Source organism: Stenotrophomonas sp. 59 (assembly GCF_030291095.1).
Taxonomy (GTDB): domain Bacteria; phylum Pseudomonadota; class Gammaproteobacteria; order Xanthomonadales; family Xanthomonadaceae; genus Stenotrophomonas; species Stenotrophomonas maltophilia_Q.
On sequence record NZ_CP127408.1, the window covers coordinates 115,256 to 131,342 of the forward strand.

Sequence of the window (16,087 nt, forward strand, 5' to 3'; positions counted from 1 at the left end):
TCCGATGAGCCTGGCGCGGCGCAGCCGCTGTCTGCTGCCCGCGCTGCTGGCACTCGGCCCGGCCTGGGCCGCCGTGCCCGCGCCGACCACCCTGCCACCGGTGGTCGCCGAAGCGCACCGGGTGATGCGCCTGGATACCCAGCGTTCGCAGATCGGCTTCGAGGTGCGCACCCGCTTCGGGCAGCGTATCGAAGGCCTGTTCCCGCACTTCGAAGGGCGCATCGAGATCCTTTCCGACGGCCGCCACCAGGTGCACCTGAAGATGTTCACGCGCTCGGTCGAGATTCCCGGCAAATCACGCTACACCGGATGGATGCGCGGCGAGGAGTTCTTCGATGCCGGCCGCCATCCGGTGGTCGAGTTCGACTCGCTGCCGTACTGGCCGGAAACCGTGGAGAGCGGTGGCGACATCAACGGCCGGCTGACCCTGCGCGGGATCAGCCACCCCGAGACACTGAAGGTCGAGAAGGCGGAGTGTGCCCGACCCGGCTATGATTGCGACGTCGTCAGCCGCGGTACCGTGCAGCGAGGCCGGTACGGCATGGACAGCTGGCAGCTTGCCTTGAGTGACCGAGTGACTTTCGTATTGCGTGCGCGCCTGAGCGAGGCGCCGAAACCGTGAACCTCCTGCTGCGTGTACTGGCGCTGGCAACCGTGTTGCTGGGCAGCGGTTGTGCATCGCTGTCGAATGCCGAGCGCGACCGCGCCGAGGCCATCGCCGTGCAGGCACGTTCGACCGTGGTGGATTGCCAGCGTGCCGACCGCTGTGCACAGGACTCGCCGCTGCGTGCGCTGGCGGGCCGGGCGTTCACCGAATCCACCCCGGAACGACCGCGCCACTACGCCACCCTGCTCGATGAGGGCGAGGGTGCCCTGGTCGCACGCCTGAACCTGCTGCGCAGTGCCACCCGCAGCATCGACCTGCAGACCTACATCTTCGACAAGGACGACAGCGCCCGCCTGGTCATCGATGAACTGCTGGCCGCATCGCGCCGCGGGGTGAAGGTGCGACTGCTGATCGATCAGCTCTCGGCGATCTCCGACCTGCAGATCCTCGGCGCCCTGTCCGGTGCGCACCAGAACTTCCAGCTGCGGGTCTACAACCCGACCTTCGGCAAGGCCCGGCTGAACTACTTCGACTATGCCGGCAGCGTGCTGTGCTGCTTCCGCCGGTTCAACCAGCGCATGCACAACAAGCTGCTGGTGATCGACGATGCGATCGGCGTGGTCGGTGGCCGCAACTACCAGGACGACTATTACGACTGGGACCGCGAGTACAACTTCCGCGACCGCGATGTGCTGATCGCCGGTCCGGAAGCGCGTGCGATGGCGGCCAACTTCGACGCGTTCTGGCGCGCCCACCGCAGCGTCCCGGCCGAGCGCCTGAACGACGTGGGCCGCACCTTGCTGCGCGAAGGCGTGCCAACGCTGCCACCGGCCACCTTCCGCCGCCCGGAACGGGTACAGCGGGTCAGCGCCGAAGCCAACGACACCGAGTTCGTCACCCGTTCCTTCGTCGATACCGCGCTACCGGTGGCTTCGGTGCGCTACGTGGCCGACCTGCCACGCAAGCATCGCCGCGAGAAGGCCGATGCACCGCTGGCCGGCCAGCATGTGACCGAGCCACAGCTGGATGCGCTGATCGCCAGTGCGCAGAAGGAAGTGATCCTGCAGACGCCGTACCTGGTGCTGTCCAAGCCGGCGCAGAAGCTGTTCCGCGAGCTGCGCAAGCGCCCGCAGCCACCACGCGTGGTGGTGTCCAGCAACAGCCTGGCGGCGACCGACAACCCGATCGTGTATGCGCTGTCGTACAAGTACAAGCGGCGCAACATGCGCGAACTGGGCTTCAACATCTTCGAATACAAGCCGTTCCCGCTGGATGCGCCGGTCGATTACCGCAACCTGCTGCCGGACCCGATTGCCGCGCCCGGGGGTGAAGACGAGGGCGACCGCAACCCGCTGATCGGTGGCAGTGCCGCCGGCAGCAACGCACGCAGTGGCAGCAGTAGTGGTTCGGATGCAGGCAGCAAGCAGGGCCCGTTGAACCATCGCCACAGCGATGGTGCCTACGACAACGCGCGCGCGCGCCGTCGCGCCGCCGGCAGCGAGGTGGAAACGCGCCTGCTGCGCACCGAGACGCGGCCGTCGTTCCTGGGCAGCAAAGCGGTCAACAAGCCGTTGCCGGTCACCCGCAAGGGCGCGCGCATGGGCCTGCATGCCAAGTCGCTGGTGGTCGACCGCCGCATCGGCGTGGTCGGCACCCACAACTTCGATCCGCGCAGCGAGAACTACAACACCGAAGGCGCGGTGATCATCGACGACCCGGTTTTTGCCGAGGAACTGGCGCAGAGCATCCTGCGTGACACCCATCCGCAGAACTCCTGGACGGTGGCGCCGCGGGCCAAGCCACCGGTGCTGTCGGGGCTGAACTACAGCGTCGGCAAGGCCTCCGAAGCGCTGCCCATCCTTGATTTCTGGCCGTGGCGCTACGCCACCGACTACGAGTTCAAGCCCGGCCCCGAGTGCCCGCAGCCGCTGCCGCGGCAGGATCCTGATTTCCATCGCTGCTACGTCGCCGTCGGCGACTTCCCCGAAGTCAACGTCGGCCCGAAGTGGCTGCTGGTGCGCATGCTGACCGCATTCGGCGCCGGCCTTGTTCCCATCCTCTGAAGGTACCCGCATGACCCAGGTCTTCCGCGAAGCCGTTTCCATCGAGCAGCTCAACGCGCTCAGCCGCAACACGGCGATTGAATCCCTGGGCATCGTCTTCAGCGCCGCCGGCGAGGACTGGCTGCAGGCCACCATGCCGGTGGATGAGCGCACCCGCCAGCCCTACGGCATCCTGCACGGCGGTGCCTCGGTGGTGCTGGCCGAGACCCTGGGCAGCAGCGCCGGCAACCTGTGCGTGGATACCGGCAAGCAGATCTGCGTGGGCCTGGAAATCAACGCCAACCACGTGCGCGCCGTGCGCTCGGGCACGGTCACCGGTACCGCCCGCGCGCTGCACGTCGGCCGCAGCACCCAGCTGTGGGAGATCCGCATCGAGGACGAGCAGGGCCGCCTGGTATGCATCTCGCGGCTGACCCTGGCGGTGGTGGCTGCCGGTCACGGCTGAGCCCCGCGGGGCTCGTTGACGGCGGCGGAACCCAGCGTTCCCCGCCGATTGCCCCGGTCGATGGCTGTTATGGCCTAAATCGGCTGGCAGCGATGACGGCCCTCCGGTATCGTGCGCGGATGACTTCCCCCACTCCGGCCCCCCGTGGCGGCGTGGCGCGTGTGTGCCGTTACCTGTACCGCGTACCGCTGCTGTTGGTCCACATCATCGTGTTCCTGCCGCTCATCCTGATCGGCATGCTTCCGCCGTGGGGCGAGCTGCGCGTGGGCGAGGCGACCTTCGGCGCCAAGGTGGTCAACTGGTGGCAGGGTGGGCTGATGTGGATCTTCGGCTTCCGCCTGGTGCAGATCGGCAGGCCGTTGCCCGGTGCCGTGCTGTTCGTCGCCAACCACGTCAGCTGGGTCGACATCTGCATCCTGCACAGCCAGCGCATGATGGGCTTCGTCGCCAAGCGCGAGATCGCCAGCTGGCCGCTGGTCGGGTGGCTGGCCGCGCGTGGCCAGACCATCTTCCACCAGCGAGGCAACACCGAATCGCTCGGTGGCGTGATGCAGGTGATGGCCGACCGCCTGCGCGAAGGCAAGGCCGTGGGCGTGTTCCCGGAAGGGCGGACCCGCGGCGGTCACGAAGTGGGCCCGTTCCACGCCCGCATCTTCCAGGCCGCGGTCGAGACCGGCGTGCCGGTGCAGCCGGTGGCACTGGTGTACGGGGTGAAGGGCGACGCGCAGACCATCGTCGCGTTCGGCCCGAACGAAAGCTTCTTCGCCAATTTCCTGCGCCTGCTCGGCGAGCCGGCGCGGCGTGCGGAAGTGCACTTCCTGGCACCGATCGGTGCACAGGACCTGGAAGGCCGTCGGCGCATCGCGGAAACCTCGCGCGCGCGCATCGTGGCGGCCATGAGCACCGGGTGAGGCGGCGGTGGCCCTGATCCCGCCACCTGTCCTGGACGCCGGCACGCCGACGCTGCATGCGGCTGACTACCAGCCACCGCGCTGGCTGCGCAATCCCCACCTGCAGTCGATGCTCAGCTCCAGCCGCATGCGCCTGCAGCGCGGCCTGCTGCTGCTGGCGGCCACCGGTGCGGTCAGCGAGGAGCTGATCCTGGATGGCGGCGATGGCGTTCGCCTGCAGGGCTGGCACAGCCATGTCGAAGGCCGCGAGCCCAAGGGCATCGCGCTGCTGCTGCACGGCTGGGAAGGCAGTGCCGAATCCAGCTACATGCGCATGGCGGCCGCGCGCATGCTGGAGCAGGGCTTCGACGTGGTGCGGCTGAACTTCCGCGACCACGGCAACACCCATCACCTCAACCCCGGCATCTTCCACTCCAACCTGATCGACGAAGTGGTGCATGCCGCGGGCGACATAGCCCAGCGCTGGCCGCAGCTGCCGCTGGTGGCCGCCGGCTACTCGCTGGGCGGCAACTTCGTGCTGCGCCTGGCCCTGCGCGCGCCGGCCGCCGGCGTGCCGCTGCAGCGCGTGGCCTCGGTGTGCCCGGTGCTGGACCCGGCGCTGACGATGGAAAGCATCGAGAACGGCCCGGCGATGTACGACTGGTACTTCCGCCGCAAGTGGGCCGGTTCGCTGCGCCGCAAGCGCGATCTGTTCCCCGAGCTGAGCGACTGCGACGACCGCGTGCTGAAGCTGGACATCCGTGCGCTGACCGCCTGGCTGGTCGAGCGCCACACCAGCTTCGGTTCGCTGCAGGCCTATTTCGACGGCTACTCGATTGCCGGCGACCGCCTGTCCACCCTGCAGGTGCCGGCCGACATCCTGATGGCGCAGGATGACCCGGTGATCCCGTATGCCACCTTCAACAACTGGCAGCTGCCGCGCCAGGCGCACCTGGAAACCGCCTGCTGGGGTGGCCACTGCGGTTTCATCGAGAACTGGCGTGGCGACGGCTTCTCCGAGCGCTGGGTTGCGCAGCGCCTGCAGCGGGTCCTGCGGGCCTGAACCGGCGGCAGCGCGCAGCCCGCTACAATGCGGGTTTGCACTTGAACCGGACTGCCATGCAAGACCAGATCATCCAAGCGTTGCGCCAGAACCAGGCCGACCAGGCCGTGCAGCTGGCCCAGGCGTGGACCCATGACGAACCCGGCCAGGCCAACGCCCACCGCTGGCTGGCGCTTGCGCTGCAGCAGCAGGGCAACGCCGAGGAGGCGATGGAGGCCCTGCAGCAGGCGCTGCGGCTGGCCCCGGACGACGCCCAGCTGCACCTGCAGCATGCCGGCCTGCTGCTGGCACTGCGCCAGTTCGAGGGTGCCGACGAAGCACTGGTGCGCACCACCGGCCTCGATCCGAACTCGTTCTCCGCCTATCTGATGCAGGCGCATCTGGCGATCGGCCGCAATGACTTCGATGAAGCGCAGCGCATCTCGACCCTGGCCGCGCGCGTGGAACCGGACCATCCGGAGCTGCTGACCATCGACGGCATGGTTGCACTGCGCCGCGGTGACGCCGACCGCGCACTGGCGCTGCTGTCGGCCGCCAGCAAGGCACTGCCGGACGATACCCGCGTGCTGTACGCGCTGGGCTTTGCCTACCTCGGCAAGGACATGCTGGCGTTCGCCGAGCAGTCGTTCCGCCGCGTGCTGGAACTCAATCCGTCGCTGTCCTCGCTGCATGGCCTGGTGGTGCAGCTGGCACTGCGCCAGGGCAACGTGCCGGCTGCCGCCGAGGCCATGCAGGTGGCCCTGCAGCAGCCGGAGATGGACGTACCGTCGATGCGCCGTCTGGCGGGTGAGCTGTCGCTGCGCAATGGCCAGCCACTGCAGGCCCTGGACTACCTGCTGCCGCTGCTGGAGACGCAGCCGGAAGACCGCCAGGTGCTGCAGCTGCTGCTGATGTCCTGGCAGCGCCTGGGCCGCGAGGACGAAGCACGCGCACGCCTGGATGCGGTGCTGGACAGCAACGACCAGCTGCACGACGTGTGGCTGGCACGACTGGCCATCGAGCAGGTGGGCAGCGAAAGCGCCGTGACCGCGGTCGAGCGCTGGATGGCGGCCATGCCCGCGCACCTGCCGGCCCTGGAGGCGCGCCTGCGCCTGCATGACATGGTCGGCGAACACGCTCAGGCCGAAGCGATCGCCGAACGCATCGTCAGCCTGGAACCGGGCCGCGTCAGCGGCGAGACCCGCCTGGTCGAAGGCCTGCTGCAGCGCGATCCGGCCGCCGCCGTGGCCCGCGTGCAGGCGCTGATCGAGCTGGCGCCGGAAGACCATCGCGCCGACCTGCGGACGTGGATGGGCGAGATCCAGGACCGCGCCGGGCAGCCGCAGGACGCGCTGCGCACGTGGCTGTCGCTGCAGGCCGACCAGGCACCGCAGCGCTTGCCACTGCCGCCTCAGGCCAAGTCCCCGCCGAGCTGGCCGGACAAGGGCAGCATCGACGGCGATGCCAGCTCCGCGCCGATCTTCCTCTGGGGCGCGCCGGGTTCAGGCGTTGAGCGCGTGGCAACCGGCCTGGCCGCTGCCAGCCCGGTGCTGCGCAGCGACCGCTACACCAACACGCCGCCCGATGACGCGTTCCAGAACTACAACACGCTGCAGGACCTGGCCTCGGGCGTGCTGACGCCGGAGCGGCTGGTGCAGCGCTGGCGTGAACAGCTGCCGGCGCGTGGCCTGCAGAGCGACACCGTGATCGACTGGCTGCTGTGGTGGGACAACGCGCTGCTGTGGGCGCTGCGCCCGCAGCTGCCGCAGGGCCGCCTGGTGCTGGTGCTGCGCGACCCGCGTGACATGCTGCTGGACTGGGTGGCCTACGGTGCCGCCGCGCCGCTGGCGATGACGTCGTTGGCCGAAGCCAGTGAATGGCTGACCCGTGCGCTGAACCAGATCGCCACGCTGCATGAGGACGACCTGTACCCGCACGTGCTGCTGCGCATCGACCAGATCGGCAACGATCCGCAGGCGATGGCCGAACTGCTGGGTCGACTGTTCGAGCGGCCGATGCCACCGGCGGCACAGCTGGGCGCCCCGCGCCTGCCGGCCGGCCACTGGCGCAACTACCGCGACGTGATGAGCGCCGCCTTTGCCCAGCTCACCCCGGTTGCGGTGCGCCTGGGTTACCCGGAAGAGTGAGGAGAGTCCGATGCAGCTGACCAGCCACAGCCTGACCAACGGCGCGCCGATCGATCGTGAGTTCGCCGCAGGCGATGCCAACGGCTTCGCCCCCGACCGCAACCCGCACCTGGCCTGGAGCGGGGTGCCGGCCGGCACCCGTTCGTTCCTGCTGGTATGCGTGGACCCGGACGTGCCGACCGTGCCGGAGACGGTCGGGCGCAATGACATGACGGTGCCGCGCGATCAGCCGCGCTGCGACTTCGTGCACTGGTTGATGGCCGATATCCCGGCCACGGTGCAGGAGATCGCCGCTGGCAGCTGCAGCGACGGCTTCGAGGTGAAGGGCAAGCCCGCACCCGCCGGCCCGGCCGGCAGCCGACAGGGCCTGAACGACTTCACCGGCTGGTTCGCGGGCAACCCGGACATGGCCGGTGACTACCTGGGCTACGACGGCCCGTACCCGCCGTTCAACGACGAGCGCGTGCACCGCTACTTCTTCCGCGTATTCGCGCTGGACGTGGCGTCGCTGGACCTGCCGCAGCGCTTCACCGCCGCCGACGCGTACCGCGCCATGCACGGCCACGTGCTGGCCGAAGCCGCACTGCACGGTACCTACACGTTGAACCCGGCGCTGGGCTGAGCAGCACACAGGGTAGAGCCGGCCAGCGGCCGGCTCTACCTGTAGCGTCGAGCCATGCTCGACGGTTTCCATGATCATTTCACCGGCAGCGGCGCCGGTTCGAACGCCGCGGTGTCGCCCAGCGCGTTGCGCAGTACCAGCGTGCCGCGGTCATCCAGTTCAAGCGTCAGTGCCGGGCTCCGGCTGCTCATCAGCTTTCCAGCGCGTTCCTGCTGCACGACCATGTCACCACGCATGCATCCGGCCACTGTCTGGATGCCGTTCTCCAGGATCAGCTGGTTGCCCTGCAGCCGGTACTGGCTGCTGACGTTGTTGCACAGGTTCAACTCGCTCATGTAACCGTGCCCGAAGCGCAGCGTATAGGGCTCGCGACCGCGGACGAACAACGCACTGATGCGCCTGCCTTTCGCATCTGTGGCGTGGGTGAGCTGCCATGTGTGGGCTTCGAGCTGGGCGGTGGTGGGCGTGCTGGCAGCAGAGGCATCGACGCACACGGCCAGCAGTGCAGCGGCCAAGAGGATGGGGACGTGCTTCATGCCGATCTCCCGATGCATCTAGGTAGTGCCGGCCGCTGGCCGGCAATATCCGCGTGTTGGCAGTGCTCCGCAGGGCAGCCGGCCAGCGGCCGGCTCTACCGACCATGAAGAAGGGCGGCCTTCCGGCCGCCCTTCCATCGTTTTATTTCTTCTCGATGGCCGACTCGACCACCATGTCCAGCACGTACGCCTGCGACGGCGCATCGGCCGGCGGGTTCTTCACCTCGTAGCGCTTGACGCGCACCACGTTGCGCACGCCGTCTTCGTGGGTGTAACCCTCGATGTTGCCGTAGAAGTTCTCGAACTTGCCCGGCTCGCCCTGCTTCAGGCCCTTGTCGTCGAACTTCACTTCACGCACCTGCAGGCACTGGTAGTCCGGGATCAGCGGGTGCGAGCACTTCTCGGTCTTCGCAGCCACTTCCAGGAACACGGTTTCGCCGGCGCCGCCATAGCGGGTTTCAGCGGTCGGTTCCGGGTTGAACACCAGCACGTCGCCCTTGGCAGTGGTAAGGGTCAGCTTGCCGTCGGCATCCTGCGTGGCCTTCAGCTCGCCCTGCAGGCGGCTCGACACGGCCTCGTCCAGCGCCATCAGCGCCTTGTCGGTGCAGGCCATCATGGTGGACGCCATCGCGCCCACGGTCAGCTTGCCGTCGGCCAGGGTGTAGCTGCCGCCCATGTGGTTGCAGGCGTTGCTGACCGACAGGCGGCCGTCGGCGAAGTCCAGGGTGACCGGCTTGTCTTCACGGGCGAACAGCGCGTCGATGCGCTTGCCGTCGGCGCCGGTGGCCTGCTGCAGCAGCCAGTGCTGGCTCTGCAGGCGCTGCGCATCCAGGTGCGCCAGCGTCTGCTGGTCTGCTGCCTTGGCCGCGGCCGGGGCCACGTCGTCGCCGCCGGTGCCGGCCGGGGCCGGGGTCTGGCTGCAGGCGGCCATCAGGGCCAGCGGGAGGAGCAGGGTGAGCTTGCGGTTCATGGTGATTCTCCTTGGGGAACCGTGGGGGAAACGGGGTGGGGCCGGCAACGGGGTTACCGTGCCCCGGCGCTGTTCAGCTGCCGGACGGCAACCACAGCAGCAGCGCCGCGCCCAGCGCGATGCGGTAAATGGCGAAGGCGGTGAACTTGTGCGACTTGATGTAGCCCATCAGCCACTTCACTACGACGAAGCCGGTGACGGCCGCGGCAAGGAAGGCCACGCCCACCTCGGTCCAGTTCTCGCTGCCCAGCTGCCCGGCCCTGGCCATCTCCAGGAAGGTGTAGGCGCTGGCGGCGAACATGGTGGGGATGCCGACCAGGAACACGAACTCGGCGGCGGCGGCGCGGCGGCTCAGGCCCAGCAGCATGGCCAGGAAGATGGCCGAGGCCGAGCGCGAGGTGCCGGGAAACACGCCTGCCACCACCTGCGCCAGGCCCACGCCGATCGCCACTGTCCAGGTCACCTGGTCGCGGTCGGGCAGGCGCGCGGTGTAGGCCTCCACCAGCAGCATCCAGACGCCACCGATGATCAGCGCCCAGGCCACAGGGCTGACCGTCTCCGGCAGCGACCAGCCGGCCTTGCGCACCACCAGGCCGACCACCGCGGTGACCAGGAAGGCGGCACCCAGCTTGAATACGTACTCGCGGTTCTCGCGCTGGTTGAAGCCGGTGGCCAGCTGCAGCAGGCGCTGGCGGAACACCAGCACCACGGCCACGATCGCGCCGGCCTGGATGACGATGTTGAAGAAGTCCGAGCGGGCCCCCAGCCAGTGCTGGGCGATGAGCAGATGGCCGGTGCTGGAGATCGGCAGGAATTCGGTCAAGCCTTCGAGGATGCCCAGCAGCAGGGCGGAGAGCAGGTCGGACATGGACGGTGCGTGCACGCGCGGCGGAAGGAAGAAGGTCGAGAGGATAGACGATCCCTGCTGCACCAAATGGGTGCGTCTGGTGACCGGCGCACCCGTTTGGTGCGCCCCGCTCTGCACCCGCACGGGGCGGTCTTTTTGAAATCAATGACTTGCGGCATCTGAAAAGTTGGCACGGTCGTTGCTGTACCTCAGCAGGCATTCATCCCCATCCGAGGTCGTACCGATGTCCGTGGAAAACGTTGAGAAGCTGATCAAGGACAACCAGATCGAGTTCGTCGATCTGCGCTTTGTCGACATGCGTGGTGTCGAGCAGCACGTGACCTTCCCGGTCAGCATCATCGAGCCGTCGCTGTTCGAAGAAGGCAAGATGTTCGACGGCAGCTCGATCGCCGGCTGGAAGGGCATCAACGAGTCGGACATGGTGCTGCTGCCGGATACCGCCAGCGCGTACGTCGACCCGTTCTACGCCGATCCGACCATCGTGATCAGCTGCGACATCCTGGACCCGGCCACCATGCAGCCGTATGGCCGTTGCCCGCGCGGCATCGCCAAGCGCGCCGAGGCCTACCTGAAGTCCTCCGGCATCGCCGAAACCGCATTCTTCGGCCCGGAGCCGGAATTCTTCATCTTCGACTCGGTCCGCTTCGCCAATGAAATGGGCCACACCTTCTTCCAGGTCGACTCGGAAGAAGCAGCGTGGAACAGCGGTGCCAAGTACGACGGCGCCAACAGCGGCTACCGTCCGGGCGTGAAGGGCGGTTACTTCCCCGTTCCGCCGACCGACACCCTGCACGACCTGCGTGCCGAGATGTGCAAGACCCTGGAACAGGTCGGCATCGAAGTGGAAGTGCAGCACCACGAAGTGGCCACCGCCGGCCAGTGCGAGATCGGCACCAAGTTCAGCACCCTGGTGCAGAAGGCCGACGAACTGCTGCGCATGAAGTACGTCATCAAGAACGTCGCGCACCGCAACGGCAAGACCGTCACCTTCATGCCCAAGCCGATCGTCGGCGACAACGGCAGCGGCATGCACGTGCACCAGTCGCTGTCCAAGGGCGGCACCAACCTGTTCTCCGGTGACGGCTACGGCGGCCTGAGCCAGCTGGCGCTGTGGTACATCGGCGGCATCTTCAAGCACGCCAAGGCGATCAATGCCTTCGCCAACTCGGGCACCAACAGCTACAAGCGCCTGGTGCCGGGCTACGAAGCGCCGGTGATGCTGGCCTACTCGGCCCGCAACCGCTCGGCCTCGTGCCGCATTCCGTGGGTGTCCAACCCGAAGGCACGCCGCATCGAAATGCGCTTCCCGGACCCGATCCAGTCCGGCTACCTGACCTTCACCGCGCTGATGATGGCCGGCCTGGACGGCATCAAGAACCAGATCGACCCGGGCGCACCGAGCGACAAGGACCTGTACGACCTGCCGCCGGAAGAAGAGAAGCTGATCCCGCAGGTCTGCTCCTCGCTGGACCAGGCCCTGGAAGCGCTGGACAAGGACCGCGAGTTCCTGAAGGCCGGCGGCGTGATGAGCGATGACTTCATCGACGGCTACATCGCGCTGAAGATGCAGGAAGTGACCAAGTTCCGCGCGGCCACCCACCCGCTGGAATACCAGCTGTACTACGCCAGCTGACCGGATGCGATGGCGGTGGGCTTCCCCCTCCCACCCGCCGCCATCGCCTCCGTTTTCGCGGCTGGGGAGCCGCAAGGCGGGCGCAGGCCCGCCGTTGTAGAGCGGACCGTTGGTCCGTCTTGGCAGAGCGGACGGTGGTAGAGCGGACTGTTAGTCCGCTGAACTCCAATCCGCTTATCCAGGGGCAAGAGAGAGACCGGATACGCGACCAGGGCCGCCCTCCCTCCCGCGTCGGTCGTGCAAGGAGAGAGGCACGGCCGTCCCGGCCCTGTACGTGTCCGGTGCAACAGCCACGGCCATCACAGTGATGGCCGCTGGTTGCCTGATGCCAACGCGCGCTGGCGCGCTGGCCCCATCCACCATCGGGACATGCGCATGAAACTGATCTCCGCCATCATCCGGCCGTTCAAGCTCGACGAGGTCCGCGAGGCCCTGTCCGACGCAGGCGTGTCGGGCATCACCGTGACCGAAGTGAAAGGCTTCGGCCGCCAGAAGGGCCACACCGAGCTGTATCGCGGCGCCGAGTACGTCGTCGATTTCCTGCCCAAGATCAAGATCGAAACCGTGGTCACCGACGAACGTGCCGATGCGGTGATCGAAGCGATCCAGTCGTCGGCAGGCACCGGCAAGATCGGTGACGGCAAGATCTTCGTCACCGCCGTCGAACAGGTCATCCGCATCCGCACCGGCGAAATCGGTGCCGACGCGCTGTAACCCCCTTCCGGAGATTCCCCCATGAAGATGCGCCTTCTCACCGGGTGGCAAGCCCGGTTCCATGTCGTGTGGCTGTTGATGCTGCTCAGCGCGTTCGCCGTCGGTGCGTGGCCGGGCAGCGCCCATGCCCAGGCACAGGTGTCGCCGCTGCCGAGCGAAACCGTTGCGGTCGAACCGCTGCAGGACCCTGCAGCTGCAGCCGCTGCGCCGGCCGTGGCCGAAGCGGCCGCCGCCTATGATCGTGGCGACGTGGCCTGGATGCTCACCTCCACCCTGCTCGTGCTGCTGATGGTGGTACCGGGCCTGGCCCTGTTCTACGGCGGCCTGGTGCGTTCGAAGAACGTGCTGTCGGTGCTCAGCCAGATCCTGGTGGTGTTCTCGCTGGTGCTGCTGCTGTGGGTGGCCTATGGCTACAGCGCGGTATTCAGCGCGGGCAATCCGTTCTTCGGCTCGTTCACCGAATTCGCCTTCCTCAAGGGCTTCACCCCCGAGTCGGTGGGCAACACGCCGATCAAGGGGCTGCCGGACTATCTGTTCGTCGCCTTCCAGTCGACCTTCGCCGGCATCACCACTGCGCTGATCGTCGGTGCCTTCGCCGAACGCATCAAGTTCCGTGCCGTGCTGCTGTTCTCGGCGCTGTGGTTCACCCTCAGCTACATCCCGATGGCGCACATCGTCTGGGGTGGCGGCTACCTGGGTGAGCTGGGCGCGATCGATTTCGCCGGTGGCACGGTGGTGCACATCAACGCCGGTGTGGCCGGTCTGGTCGCTGCCTGGTTCGTCGGCAAGCGTCTGGGCTATGGGCAGACCGCGCTGAAGCCGCACAACGTGCCGTTCACCTACATCGGCGCGATGCTGCTGTGGGTCGGCTGGTTCGGCTTCAATGCTGGTTCTGCCGCTGCAGCTGACACCGTTGCCTCGCTGGCCTTCCTCAATACCGTGCTGGCTACTGCCGCAGCGGTGCTGGGCTGGACGCTGGTGGAAGCGATCAGCAAGGGCAAGCCGTCGGCACTGGGCGCTGCCTCGGGTGCGGTGGCCGGCCTGGTCGGCATCACCCCGGCCTGCGGCACCGTCGGCCCGCTCGGCGCGATCATCATCGGCTTCGTCGCCGGCGTGGTCTGCGTCTGGGGCGTCACCGGCCTCAAGCGCCTGCTGAAGGTGGACGACACCGCCGACGTGTTCGGTGTGCATGGTGTCGGCGGCATCGTCGGCGCGATTCTCACCGGTGTGTTCAGTGCACAGTCGCTGGGTGGTACCAAGGCGGATCTGGATATCGCGCACCAGGTGTGGGTGCAGGTGGTCAGCGTCGGCCTCACCGTGGTGTGGTCGGCGGTGGTGACCACGCTGATCCTGCTGGTGGTGCGCAGTGTGGTCGGCCTGCGCGTGACCGAGGAAGCCGAGCGCACCGGTCTTGATGTGACCTCGCATGGTGAATCGGCCTACGAGGCCTGACCGGTTTCACGGTTTCAAGGGCGTCCCGCCACTGCTGCGCTGCACGCAGTGGCGGGCGTCAGGTACAGGTTTTCCTTGTGCCACCGGCATCAGTCGACGCAATGACGGAGCTCTGCTGGTTCCAGTGTAGATCCAGGGCTCTGCCCGCTGGCGGAATGCCCTCCGTCGGACATCACACTTTGCCTTGAAGCCTTGCGCCAGCGTGGTTCGCTGGTGCTTTTTCCTGCCACACGATTCCCTTACAGTGCTGCCTCTTCCAGCCGCATCTTCGTCGGTCTGGCAGTCATCAGCAGGGAAAAGCATCGTGGAACAGGGACGTAAAGTACGCAGCCGGGTGTTGCCGTGGCGGTTGTCCGTGGGCGTGGCATTGGCCATCACTGGCCTCCAGGCGCCGGCATGGGCACAGACGGTGTCACCGGAGCAGGAACTGCTCCGGCAGCAGGAGCGCGAGCGCGTGCTGCGTGAACAGCAGGAATCCACACCGGATGTGCGCCTGCAGCCAGCCACCGAAGACCTCGGCCGCCTGCCGGTTGATGAGTCGCCCTGTTTCACCATCACCACCATCGCGCTGCAGGGCGAGCTTGCCGACCGCTTCCGCTGGGCGCTGGCGGCAGCCGATCCCCGCAGCAACCCCGCCACCGGGCGCTGCCTGGGTACGGCGGGCGTGGACATCGTGATGAAGCGCGTGCAGAACGCGATCATCGAGCGCGGCTACGTCACCACCCGCATCCTTGCCGCACCGCAGGACCTGAAGACTGGCGTGCTGACGCTCACGGTCGTGCCAGGGCGCGTCAACGCCATCCGCTTCGCTGACGGAGAAGGTCGTACCCCCGCCCTCTGGAATGCGATGCCGGTGACGCGTGGCGAGGTGCTGAACCTGCGTGACATCGAGCAGGCGCTGGAGAACCTGCAGCGCGTGCCGACCGCCTCGGTGGACATACAGATCGCGCCACCGGCCGATGGCGCGGCCGCCAAACCCGGCGAAAGCGACCTGGTGATCAGCTGGAAGCAGGCGCGTCCGGTACGCGTCAACCTGACCCTGGACGATGCCGGCAGCCAGAGCACGGGCAAGATGCAGGCCGGTGCCACGGTGTCGGTGGACAACCCTGCGGGCCTGAGCGATCTGTTCTACGTCAACGTGGGCAGATCGGTGTTCAACGGCAGCGAACGTGGCACCGAAAGCTGGGCGGCGCACTACAGCGTACCGCTGGGCGGTTGGCTGCTGGGTGCCAACGCCAGCAAGTACGACTATGAGCAGACCGTTGCCGGTGCGTTCGAGAACTACGTCTACAGCGGCTCCAGCCGCAATGCGGAACTGCGGCTGACCCGCATGCTGTTCCGCAACGCGCATGCCAAGACCAGCATGTACGCGCGTGGCTGGTACCGCGAATCGGACAACTTCATCAACGATACCGAGATCGAAGTGCAGCGCCGGCGCATGGCCGGCTGGGAGCTGGGCCTGGGCCACCGTCACTTCATCGGCAAGGCGACACTGGATGTGAACCTGGCGTACCGCAAGGGTACCGGTGCCTTCAACGCGTTGCGTGCGCCGGAAGAGGCGTTTGGCGAAGGCACGGCGCATGGCCGCATCTATACCGCGGACGCGCAGCTGGTCCTGCCGCTGCAGTGGGGCAAGCAGAGCCTGCGCTACATCGGCAGCTGGCGTGCGCAGTGGAACCGCTCGCCATTGGTGCCGCAGGACCGGTTCTCCATTGGTGGCCGCTACACCGTGCGTGGCTTTGATGGCGAAATGTCGCTGACCGGTGAGCGTGGCTGGTTGCTGCGCAATGAAGTGGGCGTGCCCCTGGGCGGCGGCCTGGAGGCCTACGTCGCCGTTGATCACGGGCGTGTCGCCGGCCCGTCCACGGCCCGATTGCTGGGCGACCGGCTCACCGGTACGGCCCTCGGGCTTCGCGGTGGCACCCGCCACATCAACTGGGATGCGTTCGTCGGCAGCCCGCTGTCCAAGCCGCGCGGCTTCCAGACCGCCTACACCACCTTCGGAATGAACCTGGGCGTCTCGTTCTGACGCCTGCACATGACCGGCCTGCGCAGTCCCCTGCGCGGCCAACACGATGCGGTACCGCGCAGCCTGCTG

Annotated in this window: 14 protein-coding genes; 11 read left to right on the forward strand and 3 right to left on the reverse strand. The window is 67.4% G+C overall.

The window, feature by feature from the left end:
• Positions 1 to 4: 4 nt before the first annotated feature.
• The 7 genes from QP552_RS00475 to QP552_RS00505 all read left to right on the forward strand — a co-directional run bounded on the left by QP552_RS00475 (position 5) and on the right by QP552_RS00505 (position 7,816).
• Positions 5 to 622, forward strand: a complete 618-nt coding sequence (locus tag QP552_RS00475; RefSeq protein ID WP_286074663.1) for a YceI family protein — start codon at positions 5 to 7, stop codon at positions 620 to 622.
• Positions 619 to 2,670 (forward strand): phospholipase D family protein, encoded by a 2,052-nt coding sequence (locus tag QP552_RS00480; RefSeq protein WP_111113340.1) that lies wholly within the window; start codon positions 619 to 621, stop codon positions 2,668 to 2,670. The genes QP552_RS00475 and QP552_RS00480 overlap by 4 nt, the downstream gene beginning before the upstream one ends.
• Before the next feature lie 10 nt (positions 2,671 to 2,680).
• Positions 2,681 to 3,115, forward strand: coding sequence for a hotdog fold thioesterase (locus QP552_RS00485; RefSeq protein ID WP_032128719.1), 435 nt, complete (start codon positions 2,681 to 2,683; stop codon positions 3,113 to 3,115).
• Positions 3,116 to 3,234: 119 nt separating this feature from the next.
• Positions 3,235 to 4,026 (forward strand): lysophospholipid acyltransferase family protein, encoded by a 792-nt coding sequence (locus tag QP552_RS00490; RefSeq protein WP_111113339.1) that lies wholly within the window; start codon positions 3,235 to 3,237, stop codon positions 4,024 to 4,026.
• A gap of 52 nt (positions 4,027 to 4,078) precedes the next feature.
• A complete protein-coding gene (locus tag QP552_RS00495) occupies positions 4,079 to 5,068 on the forward strand; it encodes an alpha/beta fold hydrolase (protein ID WP_181454010.1) in 990 nt (329 codons plus the stop codon).
• A 56-nt stretch (positions 5,069 to 5,124) separates the two neighbouring features.
• Entirely contained in the window at positions 5,125 to 7,194 is a 2,070-nt protein-coding gene (locus QP552_RS00500) for a tetratricopeptide repeat protein (RefSeq protein WP_286074665.1), read from the forward strand.
• A gap of 10 nt (positions 7,195 to 7,204) precedes the next feature.
• Complete coding sequence (locus QP552_RS00505; RefSeq protein ID WP_286074667.1) at positions 7,205 to 7,816, forward strand: YbhB/YbcL family Raf kinase inhibitor-like protein; 612 nt, start codon at positions 7,205 to 7,207, stop codon at positions 7,814 to 7,816.
• A gap of 74 nt (positions 7,817 to 7,890) precedes the next feature.
• Here QP552_RS00505 and QP552_RS00510 read toward each other — a convergent pair whose 3' ends face one another.
• The 3 genes from QP552_RS00510 to QP552_RS00520 all read right to left on the reverse strand — a co-directional run bounded on the left by QP552_RS00510 (position 7,891) and on the right by QP552_RS00520 (position 10,190).
• Positions 7,891 to 8,352, reverse strand: a complete 462-nt coding sequence (locus QP552_RS00510; protein ID WP_286074669.1) for an META domain-containing protein — start codon at positions 8,350 to 8,352, stop codon at positions 7,891 to 7,893.
• Between the two features lie 142 nt (positions 8,353 to 8,494).
• The gene (locus QP552_RS00515) at positions 8,495 to 9,322 is read right to left on the reverse strand and encodes an META and DUF4377 domain-containing protein (RefSeq protein WP_111113335.1); all 828 of its coding nucleotides are present in this window, start codon (positions 9,320 to 9,322) and stop codon (positions 8,495 to 8,497) included.
• 73 nt (positions 9,323 to 9,395) lie between these two features.
• Positions 9,396 to 10,190, reverse strand: a complete 795-nt coding sequence (locus QP552_RS00520) for an undecaprenyl-diphosphate phosphatase (RefSeq protein WP_049429858.1) — start codon at positions 10,188 to 10,190, stop codon at positions 9,396 to 9,398.
• 223 nt (positions 10,191 to 10,413) lie between these two features.
• Here QP552_RS00520 and glnA point away from each other — a divergent pair, with 223 nt between their 5' ends.
• The 4 genes from glnA to QP552_RS00540 all read left to right on the forward strand — a co-directional run bounded on the left by glnA (position 10,414) and on the right by QP552_RS00540 (position 16,018).
• On the forward strand, positions 10,414 to 11,823 hold the full coding sequence (gene glnA, locus QP552_RS00525) for a type I glutamate--ammonia ligase (protein WP_106548709.1): 1,410 nt from the start codon (positions 10,414 to 10,416) through the stop codon (positions 11,821 to 11,823).
• 375 nt (positions 11,824 to 12,198) lie between these two features.
• Complete coding sequence (locus QP552_RS00530) at positions 12,199 to 12,537, forward strand: P-II family nitrogen regulator (RefSeq protein ID WP_004134334.1); 339 nt, start codon at positions 12,199 to 12,201, stop codon at positions 12,535 to 12,537.
• 21 nt (positions 12,538 to 12,558) lie between these two features.
• Entirely contained in the window at positions 12,559 to 13,989 is a 1,431-nt protein-coding gene (gene amt, locus QP552_RS00535) for an ammonium transporter (protein WP_106548710.1), read from the forward strand.
• A gap of 361 nt (positions 13,990 to 14,350) precedes the next feature.
• On the forward strand, positions 14,351 to 16,018 hold the full coding sequence (locus QP552_RS00540; protein WP_286075955.1) for a ShlB/FhaC/HecB family hemolysin secretion/activation protein: 1,668 nt from the start codon (positions 14,351 to 14,353) through the stop codon (positions 16,016 to 16,018).
• Positions 16,019 to 16,087 lie beyond the last annotated feature (69 nt).